The sequence below is a fragment of the Vogesella indigofera genome, from assembly GCF_028548395.1.
Classification (GTDB): domain Bacteria; phylum Pseudomonadota; class Gammaproteobacteria; order Burkholderiales; family Chromobacteriaceae; genus Vogesella; species Vogesella indigofera_A.
The window spans coordinates 992,139-1,005,969 of the sequence record NZ_JAQQLA010000004.1 but is presented as its reverse complement, the minus strand read 5'-3'; the positions used below and the strand labels follow the sequence as shown (position 1 = coordinate 1,005,969).

The following is a 13,831-nucleotide window of genomic DNA, read 5'->3' as shown; positions in this document are numbered from 1 at the left end:
GTTACCGTTCGACTTGCATGTGTAAAGCATGCCGCCAGCGTTCAATCTGAGCCAGGATCAAACTCTTCAGTTCAATCTCATAGCAATTTTTTGGCACGCAAGTTCAAAGAAACATCGTTTCTCAGAATCTTGACAGTGCAAGTATTTGGCTTGGCCAGACACTTACACCTATCGGTTATTCGTTTTGTTAAAGAGCAGTGCTGAACCGCGTTTCGTTTGCGGCGTCAGCTGAGGAGGCGAACTATAGCTAAGCGCAGAAGCAGCGTCAACAGGTTTTTTGCAGAAAAGTACGGGTTTTAACAAAAAAGCAAACCAAGCCACTGATTTACAAACAATTACCCGATTAAACTATTTTGCAGACTACCGCAAAACCCGCCGCCAAGCCGCCCGTCAGCCCCCGGCCCCACCAGCCAAATATTCAAATACCGCCTTTTTACGCCCGATTTTTATATTTACCCGCTTTTGAAACGTTAACGGCCGCCTGATGGCGGCCGCTGACGCGGACAACGTTGGCCGCAAGCCTGCGGCCAACCTTGGGCGACGCTTAACTGCGATAGTCGGCGTTGATCTTCACGTACTCATAGGAGAAGTCGCAGCTCCACACCGTGGCGTTGGCTAGGCCGCGACCCAGCACCACGCGCACAGTGATCTCGGCCTGTTGCATCACGCGCTGGCCGTCCGCTTCCTGGTAGTCCGGATTGCGGCCGCCATCCTTGGCCACCAGCACGTCGTCCAGGTACAGCTCGAGCCGATCGACATCCAGATCGTTGATACCGGCGTAGCCGATGGCGGCGAGCAGGCGACCGAGGTTGGGGTCGGAGGCGAAGAAGGCGGTCTTCACCAGCGGCGAGCGGCCGATGGCGTAGCCGACGGCCTTGCACTCGGCTACGCTGCGGCCGCCTTCGACCTGGATGGTGATGAACTTGGTGGCGCCTTCGCCGTCACGCACGATGGCCTGCGCCAGCTCGACGGAGACGTCCAGCAACGCAGCCTTCAGCTGCTCGTAGGCTGGGTGGGTGACGGAGTCGATGCGCGGCGCGCCGCTCTGGGCGGTGGAGATCAGCATGAAGCTGTCGTTGGTGGAGGTGTCGCCGTCGATGGTGATGCTGTTGAAGCTGAGGTCGGCGACTTCCTTCACCAGCTGGCTCAGCACCGGACGGGTGATGGCGGCGTCGGTTGCGATGAAGCCGAGCATGGTGGCCATGTTCGGGTGGATCATGCCGGCGCCCTTGGCGATGCCGGTGATGCTGACGGTGTGACCGTCGATGTCGATGGTGCGGCTGGTGGCTTTCGGCGCGATGTCGGTGGTCATGATCGCCTCGGCGGCATCGGCCCAGGTGGCGGCCTGCCGTGTCGGCAGTGCGGCGACGATCTTGTCGACCGGCAGCGGCTCGAGGATGACGCCGGTGGAGAACGGCAGGATCTGTTCCGGCAGGCAGTCCAGTTCCTTGGCCAGCGCCTCGCACACCGCGCGCGCGTTCTGGCGGCCGGATTCGCCGGTGCCGGCATTGGCGTTGCCGGTGTTGATCACCAGCGCGCGGATCTGCACGCCGGCGTCGAGATTCTGTTTGCAGATCTGTACCGGGGCGGCACAGAAGCGGTTTTGCGTGAACACGCCAGCGACGGTATTGCCCTTGTCGATGCGGATGACCAGGACGTCCTTGCGGCCCGGCTTCTTGATACCGGCGCAGGCGTAGGACAGGTCCACACCAGCGATGGGCGCGAGCTGCGCGTTATCGATGGGCTTGAGATTCACTGGCATGACGTTTCTCCGTAATTTGGTGTCGCGTCATTGTAACTGAATCCGCGATCCCGGATCACGCCTCGCCGTCGCGCACCAACGCCAGCAGGGCCGCGCCGTAACGGGCGACCTTCAGCTCGCCGAGGCCGTAAATCTTCTTCAGTGCGGCCAACGTTTGCGGCCGTTGCAGCACCAGCTCCTGCAGGCTCTTGTCGGAGAATACCGCGTAGGCCGGCACGTTGTGCTCGTCGGCGGTGGCCTTGCGCCAGCGCCGCAGCGCCTGCCACAGCCGCTCCTCGCGCTCGGTGCGCAGCCAGCGCTCGGCGTGCACGCTCTGCCGCTTCTTGTCGTCGGCCAGCGGCCGCAGCGCGATCTGCTGCTGCCCCTTCAGCAACGGCCGGCAGGCGTCGGTGAGCAGCAGCGACTGGCCGCGCACGATGTCAACCACCAGCAGCTTGCGCGCCACCAGCTGGCGGATGATGGAACGCCAGCCCTTCTGGTTCAGCTCGCGGCCGATGCCGAAGGTGGACAGCTTGTCGTGGCCGAAGTGGGTGACGCTCTGGTTGGCGCGGCCGAGCAGCACGTCGATGACATGGCTGGCCGCGAAGCGCTGCCCCACTCTATAGATGCAGGACAGCAGTTTCTGCACCGGCACCGTGGCGTCGAAGGTGGCCGGCGGGCGCTGGCAGTTGTCGCACTGGCCGCACGGTGCAGACGACTCGCCGAAGTAGGCGAGGATCTGCTGGCGGCGGCAGCTGGCGGTTTCGCAGTAGCCGAGCATGGCGTCGAGCTTGGTCAGCTCCACCTGCTTCTGCTGCTCCGCGCTGTCGCCCGATTCGATCATCTGCGTCAGCTGCACCATGTCGTTGAGGCCGTAGCACAGCCAGCTGGTGGCCGGCAGACCGTCGCGGCCGGCGCGGCCGGACTCCTGGTAGAAGTTCTCCGGACTTTTCGGCAGGTCGATGTGGGCGACGAAGCGCACGTCCGGCTTGTCGATGCCCATGCCGAAGGCGATGGTCGCCACCATCACTATGCCGTCCTCGCGCAAAAAGGCGCGCTGGTTGGCGTCGCGCTCGGCGTGGCTCATGCCGGCGTGGTAAGGCAGCGCGCGCAGGCCGTTGTCGCACAGCCACTGCGCGGTGTCGTCCACCCGCTTGCGCGACAGGCAGTAGACGATGCCGGAGGCGCCGGGGTAGTCGTGTTCGATGAAGGCCAGCAGCTGCTTCTTGGCGCTGTCCTTTTCCACCACCTGGTAGAACAGGTTCGGGCGGTCGAAGCTGGTGACGAACTGGCGCGCGTCCTGCAATTGCAGGAAATGCAGCATGTCGGCGCGGGTCTCGGCGTCGGCGGTGGCGGTCAGCGCGATGCGCGGCACCTGCGGCCAACGTTGGAACAGCAGCCCCAGCTGCTGGTATTCGGGACGGAAGTCATGCCCCCACTGGCTGACGCAGTGCGCCTCGTCGATGGCAAACAGCGCGATCCGCGGCAGGCTAGCCAGGAAATCGAGGAAGCGCGGGCTGAGCAGCCGCTCCGGTGCCACGTACAGCAGGTCCAGCTCGCCGCTGCGCGCCATGCGGGCGATCTCGCGCGCGTCGTCCGGCGCGGTGGCGGAATTGAGGCAGGCGGCGGCGACGCCGGCTTCCTGCAGCGCCGCCACTTGGTCCTGCATCAGCGCGATCAGCGGCGACACCACCAGCGCCACGCCGTCGCGCAGCAGGGCCGGGATCTGGTAGCACAGGCTTTTGCCGCCGCCGGTGGGCATCAGCACCAGCGCGTGGCCGCCGTCGGCGACATGCTCAATGATGTCGCCCTGCATGCCGCGGAACGCCGGGTAGCCGAAAGTGTTCTGAAGTATCGAGAGCGCGTGCTGCATCGGTGATTTCCATTGGGGGCGTCCATTGTACGCCAAAGCGGCGCGCCGCCCGCGACTCGCCACTTTGGCTTTATCGGCAGAGTGTGCGAGACTTTCCCATGTCTTTAGAAAGTAGCCGTGATATGCGATTGATTTTCCTTGCCGCCGCCAGCCTGCTGCTGGCCGCCTGCGCCACCCAGCCGCGCCCGGGCAGCACCAAGCCGGTACGGCCCGGCACCGCCAAACCGCTACCGGCACCGGTCACCGTGCCCAACGCCGAGTGGCAGATCATCGGCGTGTCGCCCAACGGCAATATCCTGCACGAGGTCGACGTGCTGAGCATCCGCCGCGAAGGCGCGCTGACGGTGTTCCGCGACCGCAAGACCATCTTCAATCCGCGCAAGGAAAACTTCCTCAACACGCCACAGCACAAGTATTCGCTGAACCAGTGGGAAGTGAACTGCACCGCCAAGACCTTCCGCCTGCGTAGCATGGCGCTGCTCGACGACGGCGGCCGCCAGCTGCTCAGCCGCAGCTTCAGCGAGGCAGAGATCAAGCCGATGCCGGTGGTGAAGCAGTCCGCCGCCTTCCAACAGGTGGAATTCGTCTGCCAGCGCAGCCGCTGAGCGGCCTAACGATTTCGTGATTTGACCCCCGGGGAGCCAGCATGCGTCGCGTTGTATTCAATCAGAAGGGCGGAGTCGGCAAGTCGACCATCACCGTCAACCTCGCCGCCGCCGCCGCCGCCGCCGGGCGTCGCGTGCTGGTGGTCGATCTCGACCCGCAAGGCAACAGCAGCCACTACCTGAGCGGCAGCACCACGCCGCCGCCGGTATCGGTGGCCGGGCTGTTCCACCAGATGCTCAACATCAGCATGTTCGAAAAGCCGGTAACCGACTTCGTCACCGCCACCGCCCACCCCAACCTCAGCCTGCTGGCCTCGCACCCGGAGCTGGCCGAGCTGATGGTGAAGCTGGAAGCGCGCTACAAGATGTTCAAGCTGCGCGACGCGCTGGAACAGCTAGACGGCCACTTCGACGAGATCTGGATCGACACCCCGCCGGCACTGAACTTCTACACCCGCTCGGCGCTGATTGCGGCCAACCGCTGCCTGATCCCGTTCGACTGCGACAGCTTCTCGCGCCACGCGCTGCTTGGGCTGATCGACAGCGTCGGCGAGATCCGCGCCGACCACAACAGCGGCCTCAGCGTGGAAGGCATCGTCGTCAACCAGTTCCAGCCGCGCGCCAGCCTGCCGCAACGGCTGGTGCAGGAGCTGCGCGACGCCGGCCTGCCGGTGCTGGACCCGCCGCTGTCGGCGTCGGTGAAGATCCGCGAATCGCACGAGCGCAGCCTGCCGATGGTGTACCTCGATGCGCGCCACAAGCTGTCGCAGGAATTCGCCGCGCTGTACCAGACCCTGCGCCGCCAGTAGCCGGACAGGGCCGCCCGGTGATAACCGCACGCTCGCCGCGCATCCTGTGGCTGCTGGGCACCTGCAGCGGCCTGCTGCTGTGGCTTAGCGCCAGCTGGCTGCAGCAGGACAGCGAACGGCAGCAGCTGCGCAACCAGCAGCTGCGCGAGGCGGAACTGCTGGTCGACAACGCCGCCAACCAGCTCAACTACGCGCTGCTGGCCGGCCAGGCCGCCACCGAGCTGCTGCTGTCCGACAACGGCCAGAACGGGCAGAGCGCGTTCCAGCGCTACGCGCCGTTCATCCTCTCCGACAACACGCTGTTCGATTTCGTGGCCACCGCGCGCCGCATCACCCCGTCGCAGCGGCTGCTGTACGAACGGCAGCAGACGGTGATCCTGCGCGAATACCGCGACGGCCGGCTGACCAACGCGCAGCCGCGGCCGCTGCACTTCCCGGTGGAACAGCAATACCCGGAAAACAGCAAGGCACTGCCGGCGCAGCTCGACCTCGCCTCGCAGGGCAATGTCGACGCCGCGCTGCAGCGGGTGAGCAAGACCGGCCGCCCGGCGATCGCGCTGATCCAGGCCGGCAACGCCAGCCGCCTGTCCGCCTTCTTCAGTGCCCGCGGCCGCCCCGGCGACCAGCTGCTGGTGATGGGCATCAACCCCGGCGGCCTGCTCAGCACGGTGCCGATGGCGGGCGACGTGTTCCGCCCGGCGCTGCCCTACCGCCTGCGCGTGCTGCTGAAGGATCGTGCGCAGACGGTGATCCTCGACAGCGTGGGGCTGGATCACCCGCCGCCGCCGGAACAGCCGGCGCTGTCCTCCACCCGCACCATCGGCGGCCAGCCGCTGATCTTCGAGCTGTACCCGACCGCCGACAGCGACAGCATTCACCACTACGGCCAGGACGCGGCGCTGCTGCTGGCACTGGTGATCATGGCCACGCTGTCCGGCCTGATCGTGCGCCACAGCCAGCACAGCCAGCAGGCACAGCGCCAGCGACTGCAGGCACAGGGTACGCAGAACGCGCTGCTGCAACAGCAGCTGCAGCAGCAACAGCAACAGGAAGACGGCTACAAGCAGACCATCCTGCGCCTGCGCGCCATCGTCGAGGGCAGCGGCGACGCCATCCTGGTGATCGGCCGCGACGGCCTGATCCGCGACCTCAACCGCGCCGCCGAGGCGATGCTGGGCCAGTCGCGCGACGTGCTGCTGGCGCTGCCGGCCGGCGCGCTGCTCAGCGAGCTGCACCCGGCGGAGCCGGCGCTGGGCTTCGAGCACCATGTCGCGCCGCGCATCGGCCGCCCGTTCGAGGCGCTGATGATCTGCAGCGCGTCGCAGATGCTGCAGGTGGAGGTGTCGCTGACCCACGTGGTGATCGAGCAGGACGCGGTGTACATCGCGGTGTGCCGCGACATCTCGGCGCGCAAGGCGAGCGAGGCGGCGCTGATCCAGCTGAAGGACTCGCTGGCGGAGCAGGTGGAAACGCAGAGCCGGCAGCTGTCGGCGCTGCTGGACGCCAGTCCGATGGCGATGGCCTACATCGTCGAGCTGGAGTTCAAGCAGGTCAACCACGCCTTCCTCGAGCTGTTCCTGCGCCGCGAGGACGAGATCATCGGCCAGTCGACGCGCATCCTGTACGACAGCGACGAGCACTTCGCTCGCACCGGGCGCCAGGTGTACCCGGTGCTGCACAGCGGCCAGGTGTCGCAGGGCGAGATCTGCCTGCAGCGCGGCGACGGCGCGGCGCAGTGGGTGTACATGTACGGCAAGGCGGTCAGCGCCGACAAGCCGGCGCTGGGCTCGATCTGGCTGTACCAGGACATCTCGGCGCAGCGCGCGGCGGAAGACAACCTGCGCCACGCCAAGGAGCTGGCCGAGGAAAACAGCCGCGCCAAGACCGAATTCCTCGCCAACATGTCGCACGAGCTGCGCACGCCGATGCACGCCATTCTCGGCTTTGCCGAGATGGGGCAGAACCGCGTCGAGCGCGTCGCCGCCGACAAGCTACGCCACTACTTCGAGCGCATCCACAGCAGCGGCACCCGCCTGCTGACCCTGCTCAACGACCTGCTCGACCTGTCGAAGATGGAGGTCGGCAAGATGATCTACACCATGGCGCCGTGCGACGTCGGCCAGGTGGCGCGCGAGGCGGTGGACGAGCTGCGCGGCATGGCGCAGCGCCACGATGTCTACCTGCAGCTGGTGGTGCACGGCAATGCCGCGCTGTACGCCGAGATCGACGCCTTCCGCATCGGCCAGCTGCTGCGCAACCTGCTCAGCAACGCCATCAAGTTCAGCCCCGCCGGCGCGCCGGTACAGATCGACCTCGCCATCGACACTGCGGCCAACCTTTGCCTCAGCGTGCGCGATTTCGGCCCCGGGGTGCCGGCCGCCGAGCAGGAGCAGATCTTCAATACCTTCATACAAAGTTCGCTGACCAAGACCGGCGCCGGCGGCACCGGCCTGGGGCTGGCGATCTGCCGCGAGATCGTGCACGCCCACCGCGGCCGCATCGAGATCGTGCCGGTTGCCGGCCGCGGCGCCCATTTCCGCGTCACCCTGCCGCGAGGCAGCGTTGGCGCCAGCGAGGAGTCAGCCTGATGAAAAAACGCCTGTTACTGGTCGACGACGAACCGTTCAACCTGGAACTGATGACCGACCTGCTGGAGGACGCCGGCTACGACACGCAGCAGGCGCTGAACGGCGAGGACGCGTGGCAGATCCTGCAGCGCGAGGGCGAACAGTTTTCCGCCATCCTGCTCGACAAGATGATGCCCGGCATCAGCGGCGTCGACCTGCTCAAGCGCATCAAGGCCACCGAACGGCTGGCCTTCCTGCCGGTGATCATGCAGACCGCGGTCGGCGCCGCCGCCAGCGTGCAGGAAAGCCTGGCCGGTGGCGCCTTCTACTACCTGACCAAGCCGTTCTCGCGCGACATGCTGCTGGCGGTGGTCGGTGCCGCCACCGAGCACTGGGACCGCCACCAGTACTTTGTCGAGCTGGCCAACCAGCAACTGGACGCGCTGCAGCACCTGGAGCAGGCCAGCTTCAGCTTCCGCCAGCTGCACGAGGCACGCTGCGTCACCGCGCTGCTGGCGCGCACCAGCAGCAGCCCGGAAAAGACCGCTACCGGCCTGTTCGAGCTGATCGTCAACGCCATCGAGCACGGCAATCTGGAGCTGGACTACCAGGAAAAAACCCAGCTGCAGCGCGAGGACCGCTGGCAGGAGACGCTGCAGCAGCGGCTGGCCGACCCGGTGCTGGGCGCGCGCGAGGTTCGCGTCGGCATGCAGCGCCACGGCCGCGACCTGCACTTCACCATCAGCGACCAGGGCAACGGTTTCGACTGGGCGCGCTACCTGGTCGACGACCCCACGCAGCTGATCAGCAGCCACGGCCGCGGCATCCTCATCGCGCGCAAGCTGTCCTTCGACCAGCTGCAGTACCAGGGCAACGGCAACCAGGTGCTGGCCATCGTTCACGGCTGAGCACCTGTTCACGATCTGCCATGACGGATATCCACGGGGCGATGCGGCGTTGAAAACGGCTACGGCGTGCGAGTTGATCTCCCGCTAAACGCCGCTTCCGCAGTCGTTTCCGCCCTGTCCGCGTGAGCGCGCTAGATCGTGAACAGGTTCTAAGGTCACGGCCTCCAGTAGCGTGCCGCCTGCGCCCGCCGCGCCTGCAATTCGCCCTCTCTGGGCCCCAGCCGCAACGCCAGTGCGCCGTCGTGATCGCTGCGCCACACGGTGATGCCGGCCGCGTCCAGCCGCGCCAGCACCTGCGGGTGCGGATGGCGGTAACGGTTGCGGTAGCCGGCGCTGAGCAGCGCCATCTGCGGCTGCACCTGCCGCAGCCAGTCGTCACCGCTGGAAGTACGGCTGCCGTGATGGCCGAGCACCAGCCACTGGCTGCGCAGCGCACTGCCGTAACGCGCCAGCAACGCCTGCTCCACCGCCAGCGGCGCATCACCGCTCAGCAGCAGCGCCTGCCCGGCGGTGGCGACCCGCAGCACGCAGCTGTGCGCGTTGTCCTCGCCCTGCCACGCCGGCGGCGGCCACAGCACGTCGAAACGCACGCCGTCCCACACCCAGCTCTGCCCGCCGCGGCACGGCTGGGCGCCGGGATAGAACTGCGGCTGGCCGGCGAGGATGCGGCCAACCTTGATGCCCTCGCGCAGGCTGGCGGCGGCGCCGTCGTGGTCGCTGTCGTGGTGCGACAGCAGCAGCGTGTCCAGCCGCCGCACATCCAGCGCGCGCAACGCCGGCAGCAGCACCCGCGTCGCCTCGCCGGCGCCGGTGTCGTACAGCAAGGCGTGCTGCCGCGTGCGCAACAGCACCGCCAGCCCCTGGCCGACATCGAGCAGCTCCACCGCCAGCGTGCCGCTGGCCGGCGGCGGCACCCGGTACAGCAGCAGCGGCAGCAACAGGCAGCCGCCCAGCGCGCGCCCGCTCCACGACCACGGCAGCAGGGCCAGCAGCGTGCCGGCCAGCGCCGCCAGCAGCAGCGGCCACGGCAGCTGCGGTACCGCGTACAGCGGCGCACCGGCCAGCAGGTCCACCCAGGACCAGAGCAGCTGTGCCACCCACCCCGCCGCCACGGCTAGCCAAGGCCACGGCAGCAGCGCCGCCAGCAAGGCCAGCGGCGTCAGCAGCAAGGACACCAGCGGCGTGCCCAGCGCATTGGCCAGCGGCGACACCAGCGGCAGCTGGCCGAAGAACAGCGCCAGTGGCAGCGTCGACGCCAGCGTCACCAGCCCTTGCGCCTGCAGCGCGGTCTGCCACTTGCCGCCCGGCGCGCGGCGGCCGGCCACCATCACGAGCAGCGCCGCCACCAGCCCGAACGACAGCCAGAAGCCCGGCGCCAGCACCGCAAACGGATCGAGCAGCAACACCAGCGTCAGCGCCGCCAGCCAGATCTGCAACGGCGACAGCCCGCGCTGGCTGGCCAGCGCCACGGCCGCCACCACGAGCATCCACAGGCTGCGCTGCGTCGGCACCGAAAAACCGGCCAGCGCGGCATAGGCGCCGGCGGCCAGCATCGCGCCGCCCAGCACCCACCACAACGGCCGCCGCAGCGGCGGCAGGTAGCGCAGCGCGCGCCGCAACAGCCACGCCACCAGCAACGCGATCATCGTGATGTGCAGCCCGGAGACGCTGACCACGTGGGTCAGGCCGGTGGCGGCCAGCGACTGCCAGTCGCCACGCGTCAGCGTCTGCTGCGCCCCCACCGCCAGTGCCGCCACCAGCGCGGCGGCGCGCGGCTCGTCACAGCCGGTCAGCAGCCGCTGCGCCACCCGTTCGCGCAGGCGGTCGATGTGCGCCGGCCAGTCCGTTGCCATGCCCAGCGCCTGCCGCCCCTTGAACACGCTGCCGGTGGCCAGCACCCCTTCCGACCAGTACCACGCCTCGGCGTCGAAGCCGGCAACGTTGGCCGCACCACGCGGCGGACGCAGGCGCGCGCTGAGGCGCCAGCGGCTGCCGGCCGGCCACGCCTGCTGCCGGTAGTCGCTCAGCTCCAGCAGCGGCGGCAGGCGGATGTCCGGCGCGGTTTCCTCCACCTCGAAGCGCAGGCGCACGCCGAATTCGCCGGGCTTGGCCAGGCCGCGCACCACGCCGCTGAACTGCACCACCTCGCCGACCAGTGCCGCATCCAGCCGCTGCGCCAGACGCAACTCTGCCCGCCACGCGGCGTAGCCCAGCCCCAGCGTGGCGGCCACCAGCGCCAGCAGCCACAGGCGACGCGTGCGCCACCACAGCGGCCACGACAACAGCAGCACGGTCAGCAACAAGGGCCAGCTCGGCAGCTGCGGCAAAAACACGCACAACACCACCCCGGCACAGAAACAGGCAAGCAGCAACATGCGACCATTTATTCACATTGCATCAAGAAAGGCAAAGCGCTTGCTGCCGCCACAGCGATCCCGTATCTTCGCCGCGTCAACGAAGGAAGCCGCATGCACGCCACCCCCCTGTACTGCGCCGAAAGTGCGCGCCGCGACACCGCCGAGCAACTGGCCAGCCGCTTTGCCCTGCCTCTGGTACGGCAGCGGCCGACGGACGGCTACTGGCTGGAACTGGGGCCAGAGCGGCTGGAGCTGGTCACCTGCGCCAAGCACGGCGCGGTGTACGCCGAATTCGTGGAAGGCGCCGCCCGCCACCGCCGCGAACAGGGCGGCGGCCGCGGCCAGCCGGTGGCCAAGGCGGTGGGGCTGAAAGGCGCCAAGGACCTGCCGCGGGTGGTGGACGCCACCGCCGGCCTCGGCGGCGACAGCTTCGTGCTGGCCACGCTGGGCTGCCACGTCACCATGCTGGAGCGCTCGCCCGTCGCCGCCGCGCTGCTGGCCGACGCGCTGGAGCGCGCCGCGCGCGATCCGTCGACCGCCGACATCGCCGCGCGCATGACGCTGGTGCACGGCAACGCCATCGCCTGGCTGGCGCAACAGGCCGCGCTGCCACGTGCCGAGCGTCCGGAAGTGGTGTTCGTCGACCCGATGTTCCCCGACACCGACAAGAAATCCGCCGCCGCCAAGAAAGGCATGCAGGCGTTCCAGCACGTGATCGGCGACGACCTCGACAGCGCCGAGCTGCTGGCCGCCGCCATCGCCGCCGCCACCGTACGCGTGGTGGTGAAACGGCCGCAACGCGGCGTGCCGATCGAGGGCGTGAAGCCGTCGGTGGTGCTGGACGGCAAGTCCACCCGCTTCGACCTCTACATCATCAAGGCGCTGCGGCCGCAGGACTTCACGGACGCGGACTGAGCTTGCGGCCAACGTTGGCCGCGCCGGCCCGCTTGCCATTCCGCGCGCGCCGCCCCTTGCGTTACACTGCCCGCCCCGGCGTGTATACCGCCATCCCCATCAACCCCGATCTGGAGCCATAGCGATGTCCGTGTTTGCCGTTGAATTCAAGGTGCGTGATTACGAGTGCGATATGCAGGGCATCGTCAATAACGGTGTCTACTTCAACTACCTGGAGCACGCGCGCCACGAATTCCTGCTGCAGAAGGGCATCGACTTTGCCGAGCTGGCGCGACAGAAGGTGAACCTGGTGGTGGTGCGCTCGGAGCTGGACTACAAGGCGTCGCTGACCAGCGGCGACCAGTTCGTGGTCACTGTGGCGTTCGAGGCGGTGTCGCGCGTGCGCTTCGGCTTCCGCCAGCAGGTGATCCGCCTCGCCGACCAGAAGGTGGTGCTGGAGGGGCTGATCATCGGCACCGCCGTCAACGAGCGCGGCCGCCCGGCGATTCCGGAAGCGTTCGCCGCGCAGCTGGCCGGCTGAACCCGCCGCCCCGAAACAACGCCCTGTCCCGCGACAGGGCGTTGTCGTTTGCGGCCAACCCTGGCGCTACACGAAGCGACGCTGCAGGCGCAGCAGCACACCGATGCACAGCGCCAGCAGCAGCAAGCCGTAGAAGAAATCCTGCCCCGCCAGCAGCAGCAGCGGGCCGGCGGCCAGCTCCGGCTGCGCCGCCAGATGCGCGTCGCTGCGCTGCTGCAGGATGAGCACCGCCCACGACAGCCCCAGCGCGCTAGCCACCTCGCGCATCGCGTTCTTCACCTGGTAGGCGTGGCTGAACACCTGCTCGTCGACGTGGCTGAAGGTGGCGGCAGCGGTGGTGCCGAGAAAGAACGGCAGGAACAGGCCGTTGAACAGCAGCAGCCCGGCCGCCAGCTGCCAGCCCCCACCCGTAGCGCTGTGCGCCAGCAGCGCGGCGGCCAAGGCCAGCAACAGCGTCCCCGCCAACAGGAAGCGGCGCAGATGCGGCCAGCGCAGCATCAGCTTCAGGTGCAGGATGGCGAAAGGCAGCGCCAGCAGGCCGCTGCCGCCCAGCAGCCAGCCACTGTGCAGCAGGCTCAGACCCAGCCCCTGCGCCATGTACAGCGGCAGCACATAGCCGCAGGCCGACATCACCACATAGGCCACGCCGTACACCGCCATGCCCCACAGGTAGCGCTCGCTGGTGAAGCGGCGGTACGGTACCAGCGGCGCCGACCGCCGCCATTCGTGGCGCAGGTGCAGCAACAGCAGCACGCCGGCCAGCAGCCCCAGCGACCACAGCAGCGCGCCGTGCGCCGCCAGCTCGAAACGGGCGCGCTCCAGCACCCATTGCAGCAGGAATACGCCGGCCACCAGCAGCGCGAGGCCCCACGGGTGCAGCCGGTCCGGGCGTTCGTTGGCCACCGGTTCCGCTTCCGGCACCGCCTGCCGCACCACGTAGTCGGCGAGCGCCACCAGCGGCAGCAACACCCAGAACAGCGCCTGCCAGCCGGTCACCGTCAGCAGGCCGGCGGCGAGGATGGGCGCCAGCCCGGAGCCGAGCATGATGCCACCGGGCAGGAACAGCATCGCCTGCAGCCGCTCGCGGCCGCGGTAGTGCATGATCTGCACCCTTGACGCGGTGAAGAACGCCGCCCCGCCCAGCGCCTGCACCATGCGCGCGACGATGAAATCACCCGCCGTCTGCGACAGCGCGCACAGCAGTGCGCCCACGCCGAAGGCCAGCAGCGACAGCCGCAGCATGGTGCGGTAGCCGAGGCGCTGCACCCACCAGCGGTGGCTGAGGATCATCAGCACCGCCACCGCGGCGTAGCCGGCGGCGGCGAGGCTGAATTGCTGTGCCGTGGCGTGCAGACCGTGGCTGATGCGGCCGGCGCCGAAGGCCACCATCATGGTTTGCAGGTATTCCAGCGCCACGATCAGCGCGATGGCAAGGTGGTGCAGGCGGTAACGCGGCGCGACGGCAGCGATAGACATGACGGACAGCCGGTAACGGGAACGTGGCATTATCGGCAGCGACGGTACTATCATGGAAAT

At 67.9% G+C, this 13,831-nt stretch carries 10 protein-coding genes and 1 rRNA gene; 6 read left to right on the top strand and 5 right to left on the bottom strand.

The genetic code is table 11. The annotated features are described in order from the left end of the window. The 3 genes from PQU89_RS10555 to recQ form a co-directional block, all read right to left on the bottom strand. Nucleotides 1-73 (bottom strand): 16S ribosomal RNA (locus tag PQU89_RS10555); the annotation flags it as partial. A 471-nt stretch (nucleotides 74-544) separates the two neighbouring features. Continuing rightward, nucleotides 545-1,762, bottom strand: a complete 1,218-nt coding sequence (gene argJ / locus PQU89_RS10550; RefSeq protein WP_272765775.1) for a bifunctional glutamate N-acetyltransferase/amino-acid acetyltransferase ArgJ — start codon at nucleotides 1,760-1,762, stop codon at nucleotides 545-547. A gap of 55 nt (nucleotides 1,763-1,817) precedes the next feature. Further along, entirely contained in the window at nucleotides 1,818-3,614 is a 1,797-nt protein-coding gene (recQ, locus tag PQU89_RS10545; RefSeq protein WP_272765774.1) for a DNA helicase RecQ, read from the bottom strand. 122 nt (nucleotides 3,615-3,736) lie between these two features. Between recQ and PQU89_RS10540 the strand changes: the two genes are divergently transcribed. Genes PQU89_RS10540 through PQU89_RS10525 form a run of 4 tightly spaced genes read left to right on the top strand, consistent with a single transcriptional unit; the run spans nucleotide 3,737 to nucleotide 8,503 of the window. Continuing rightward, nucleotides 3,737-4,219 carry a surface-adhesin E family protein gene (locus tag PQU89_RS10540; protein ID WP_047967493.1) on the top strand — a complete coding sequence of 161 codons (483 nt, stop codon included), beginning with the start codon at nucleotides 3,737-3,739 and terminating at the stop codon, nucleotides 4,217-4,219. A gap of 41 nt (nucleotides 4,220-4,260) precedes the next feature. Next, a complete protein-coding gene (locus PQU89_RS10535) occupies nucleotides 4,261-5,028 on the top strand; it encodes a ParA family protein (RefSeq protein WP_272765773.1) in 768 nt (255 codons plus the stop codon). A 17-nt stretch (nucleotides 5,029-5,045) separates the two neighbouring features. Next, complete coding sequence (locus PQU89_RS10530; RefSeq protein WP_272765772.1) at nucleotides 5,046-7,616, top strand: ATP-binding protein; 2,571 nt, start codon at nucleotides 5,046-5,048, stop codon at nucleotides 7,614-7,616. Then, nucleotides 7,616-8,503 carry an ATP-binding response regulator gene (locus PQU89_RS10525; protein ID WP_272758961.1) on the top strand — a complete coding sequence of 296 codons (888 nt, stop codon included), beginning with the start codon at nucleotides 7,616-7,618 and terminating at the stop codon, nucleotides 8,501-8,503. The genes PQU89_RS10530 and PQU89_RS10525 overlap by 1 nt, the downstream gene beginning before the upstream one ends. A gap of 155 nt (nucleotides 8,504-8,658) precedes the next feature. On the opposite strand, the gene PQU89_RS10520 is transcribed toward PQU89_RS10525, so the two are convergent. Beyond that, entirely contained in the window at nucleotides 8,659-10,878 is a 2,220-nt protein-coding gene (locus PQU89_RS10520; RefSeq protein ID WP_272765771.1) for a DNA internalization-related competence protein ComEC/Rec2, read from the bottom strand. Between the two features lie 93 nt (nucleotides 10,879-10,971). Between PQU89_RS10520 and PQU89_RS10515 the strand changes: the two genes are divergently transcribed. Further along, on the top strand, nucleotides 10,972-11,775 hold the full coding sequence (locus PQU89_RS10515; RefSeq protein WP_272765770.1) for a class I SAM-dependent methyltransferase: 804 nt from the start codon (nucleotides 10,972-10,974) through the stop codon (nucleotides 11,773-11,775). 124 nt (nucleotides 11,776-11,899) lie between these two features. Beyond that, on the top strand, nucleotides 11,900-12,295 hold the full coding sequence (locus PQU89_RS10510; RefSeq protein WP_272758964.1) for an acyl-CoA thioesterase: 396 nt from the start codon (nucleotides 11,900-11,902) through the stop codon (nucleotides 12,293-12,295). A 66-nt stretch (nucleotides 12,296-12,361) separates the two neighbouring features. Here the strand turns inward: PQU89_RS10510 and PQU89_RS10505 are convergent, their stop codons facing one another. Beyond that, nucleotides 12,362-13,771, bottom strand: coding sequence for an MFS transporter (locus tag PQU89_RS10505; RefSeq protein WP_272765769.1), 1,410 nt, complete (start codon nucleotides 13,769-13,771; stop codon nucleotides 12,362-12,364). Nucleotides 13,772-13,831 lie beyond the last annotated feature (60 nt).

Excerpts from the sequence above, each read along its gene's own strand:
- recQ (WP_272765774.1), bottom strand. The coding sequence starts at position 3,614 with ATGCAGCACGCGCTCTCGATACTTCAGAACACTTTCGGCTACCCGGCG.
- PQU89_RS10540 (WP_047967493.1), top strand. The coding sequence starts at position 3,737 with ATGCGATTGATTTTCCTTGCCGCCGCCAGCCTGCTGCTGGCCGCCTGC.
- PQU89_RS10520 (WP_272765771.1), bottom strand. The coding sequence starts at position 10,878 with ATGTTGCTGCTTGCCTGTTTCTGTGCCGGGGTGGTGTTGTGCGTGTTT.
- PQU89_RS10525 (WP_272758961.1), top strand. The coding sequence starts at position 7,616 with ATGAAAAAACGCCTGTTACTGGTCGACGACGAACCGTTCAACCTGGAA.
- PQU89_RS10510 (WP_272758964.1), top strand. The coding sequence starts at position 11,900 with ATGTCCGTGTTTGCCGTTGAATTCAAGGTGCGTGATTACGAGTGCGAT.
- PQU89_RS10505 (WP_272765769.1), bottom strand. The coding sequence starts at position 13,771 with ATGTCTATCGCTGCCGTCGCGCCGCGTTACCGCCTGCACCACCTTGCC.
- argJ (WP_272765775.1), bottom strand. The coding sequence starts at position 1,762 with ATGCCAGTGAATCTCAAGCCCATCGATAACGCGCAGCTCGCGCCCATC.
- PQU89_RS10535 (WP_272765773.1), top strand. The coding sequence starts at position 4,261 with ATGCGTCGCGTTGTATTCAATCAGAAGGGCGGAGTCGGCAAGTCGACC.
- PQU89_RS10515 (WP_272765770.1), top strand. The coding sequence starts at position 10,972 with ATGCACGCCACCCCCCTGTACTGCGCCGAAAGTGCGCGCCGCGACACC.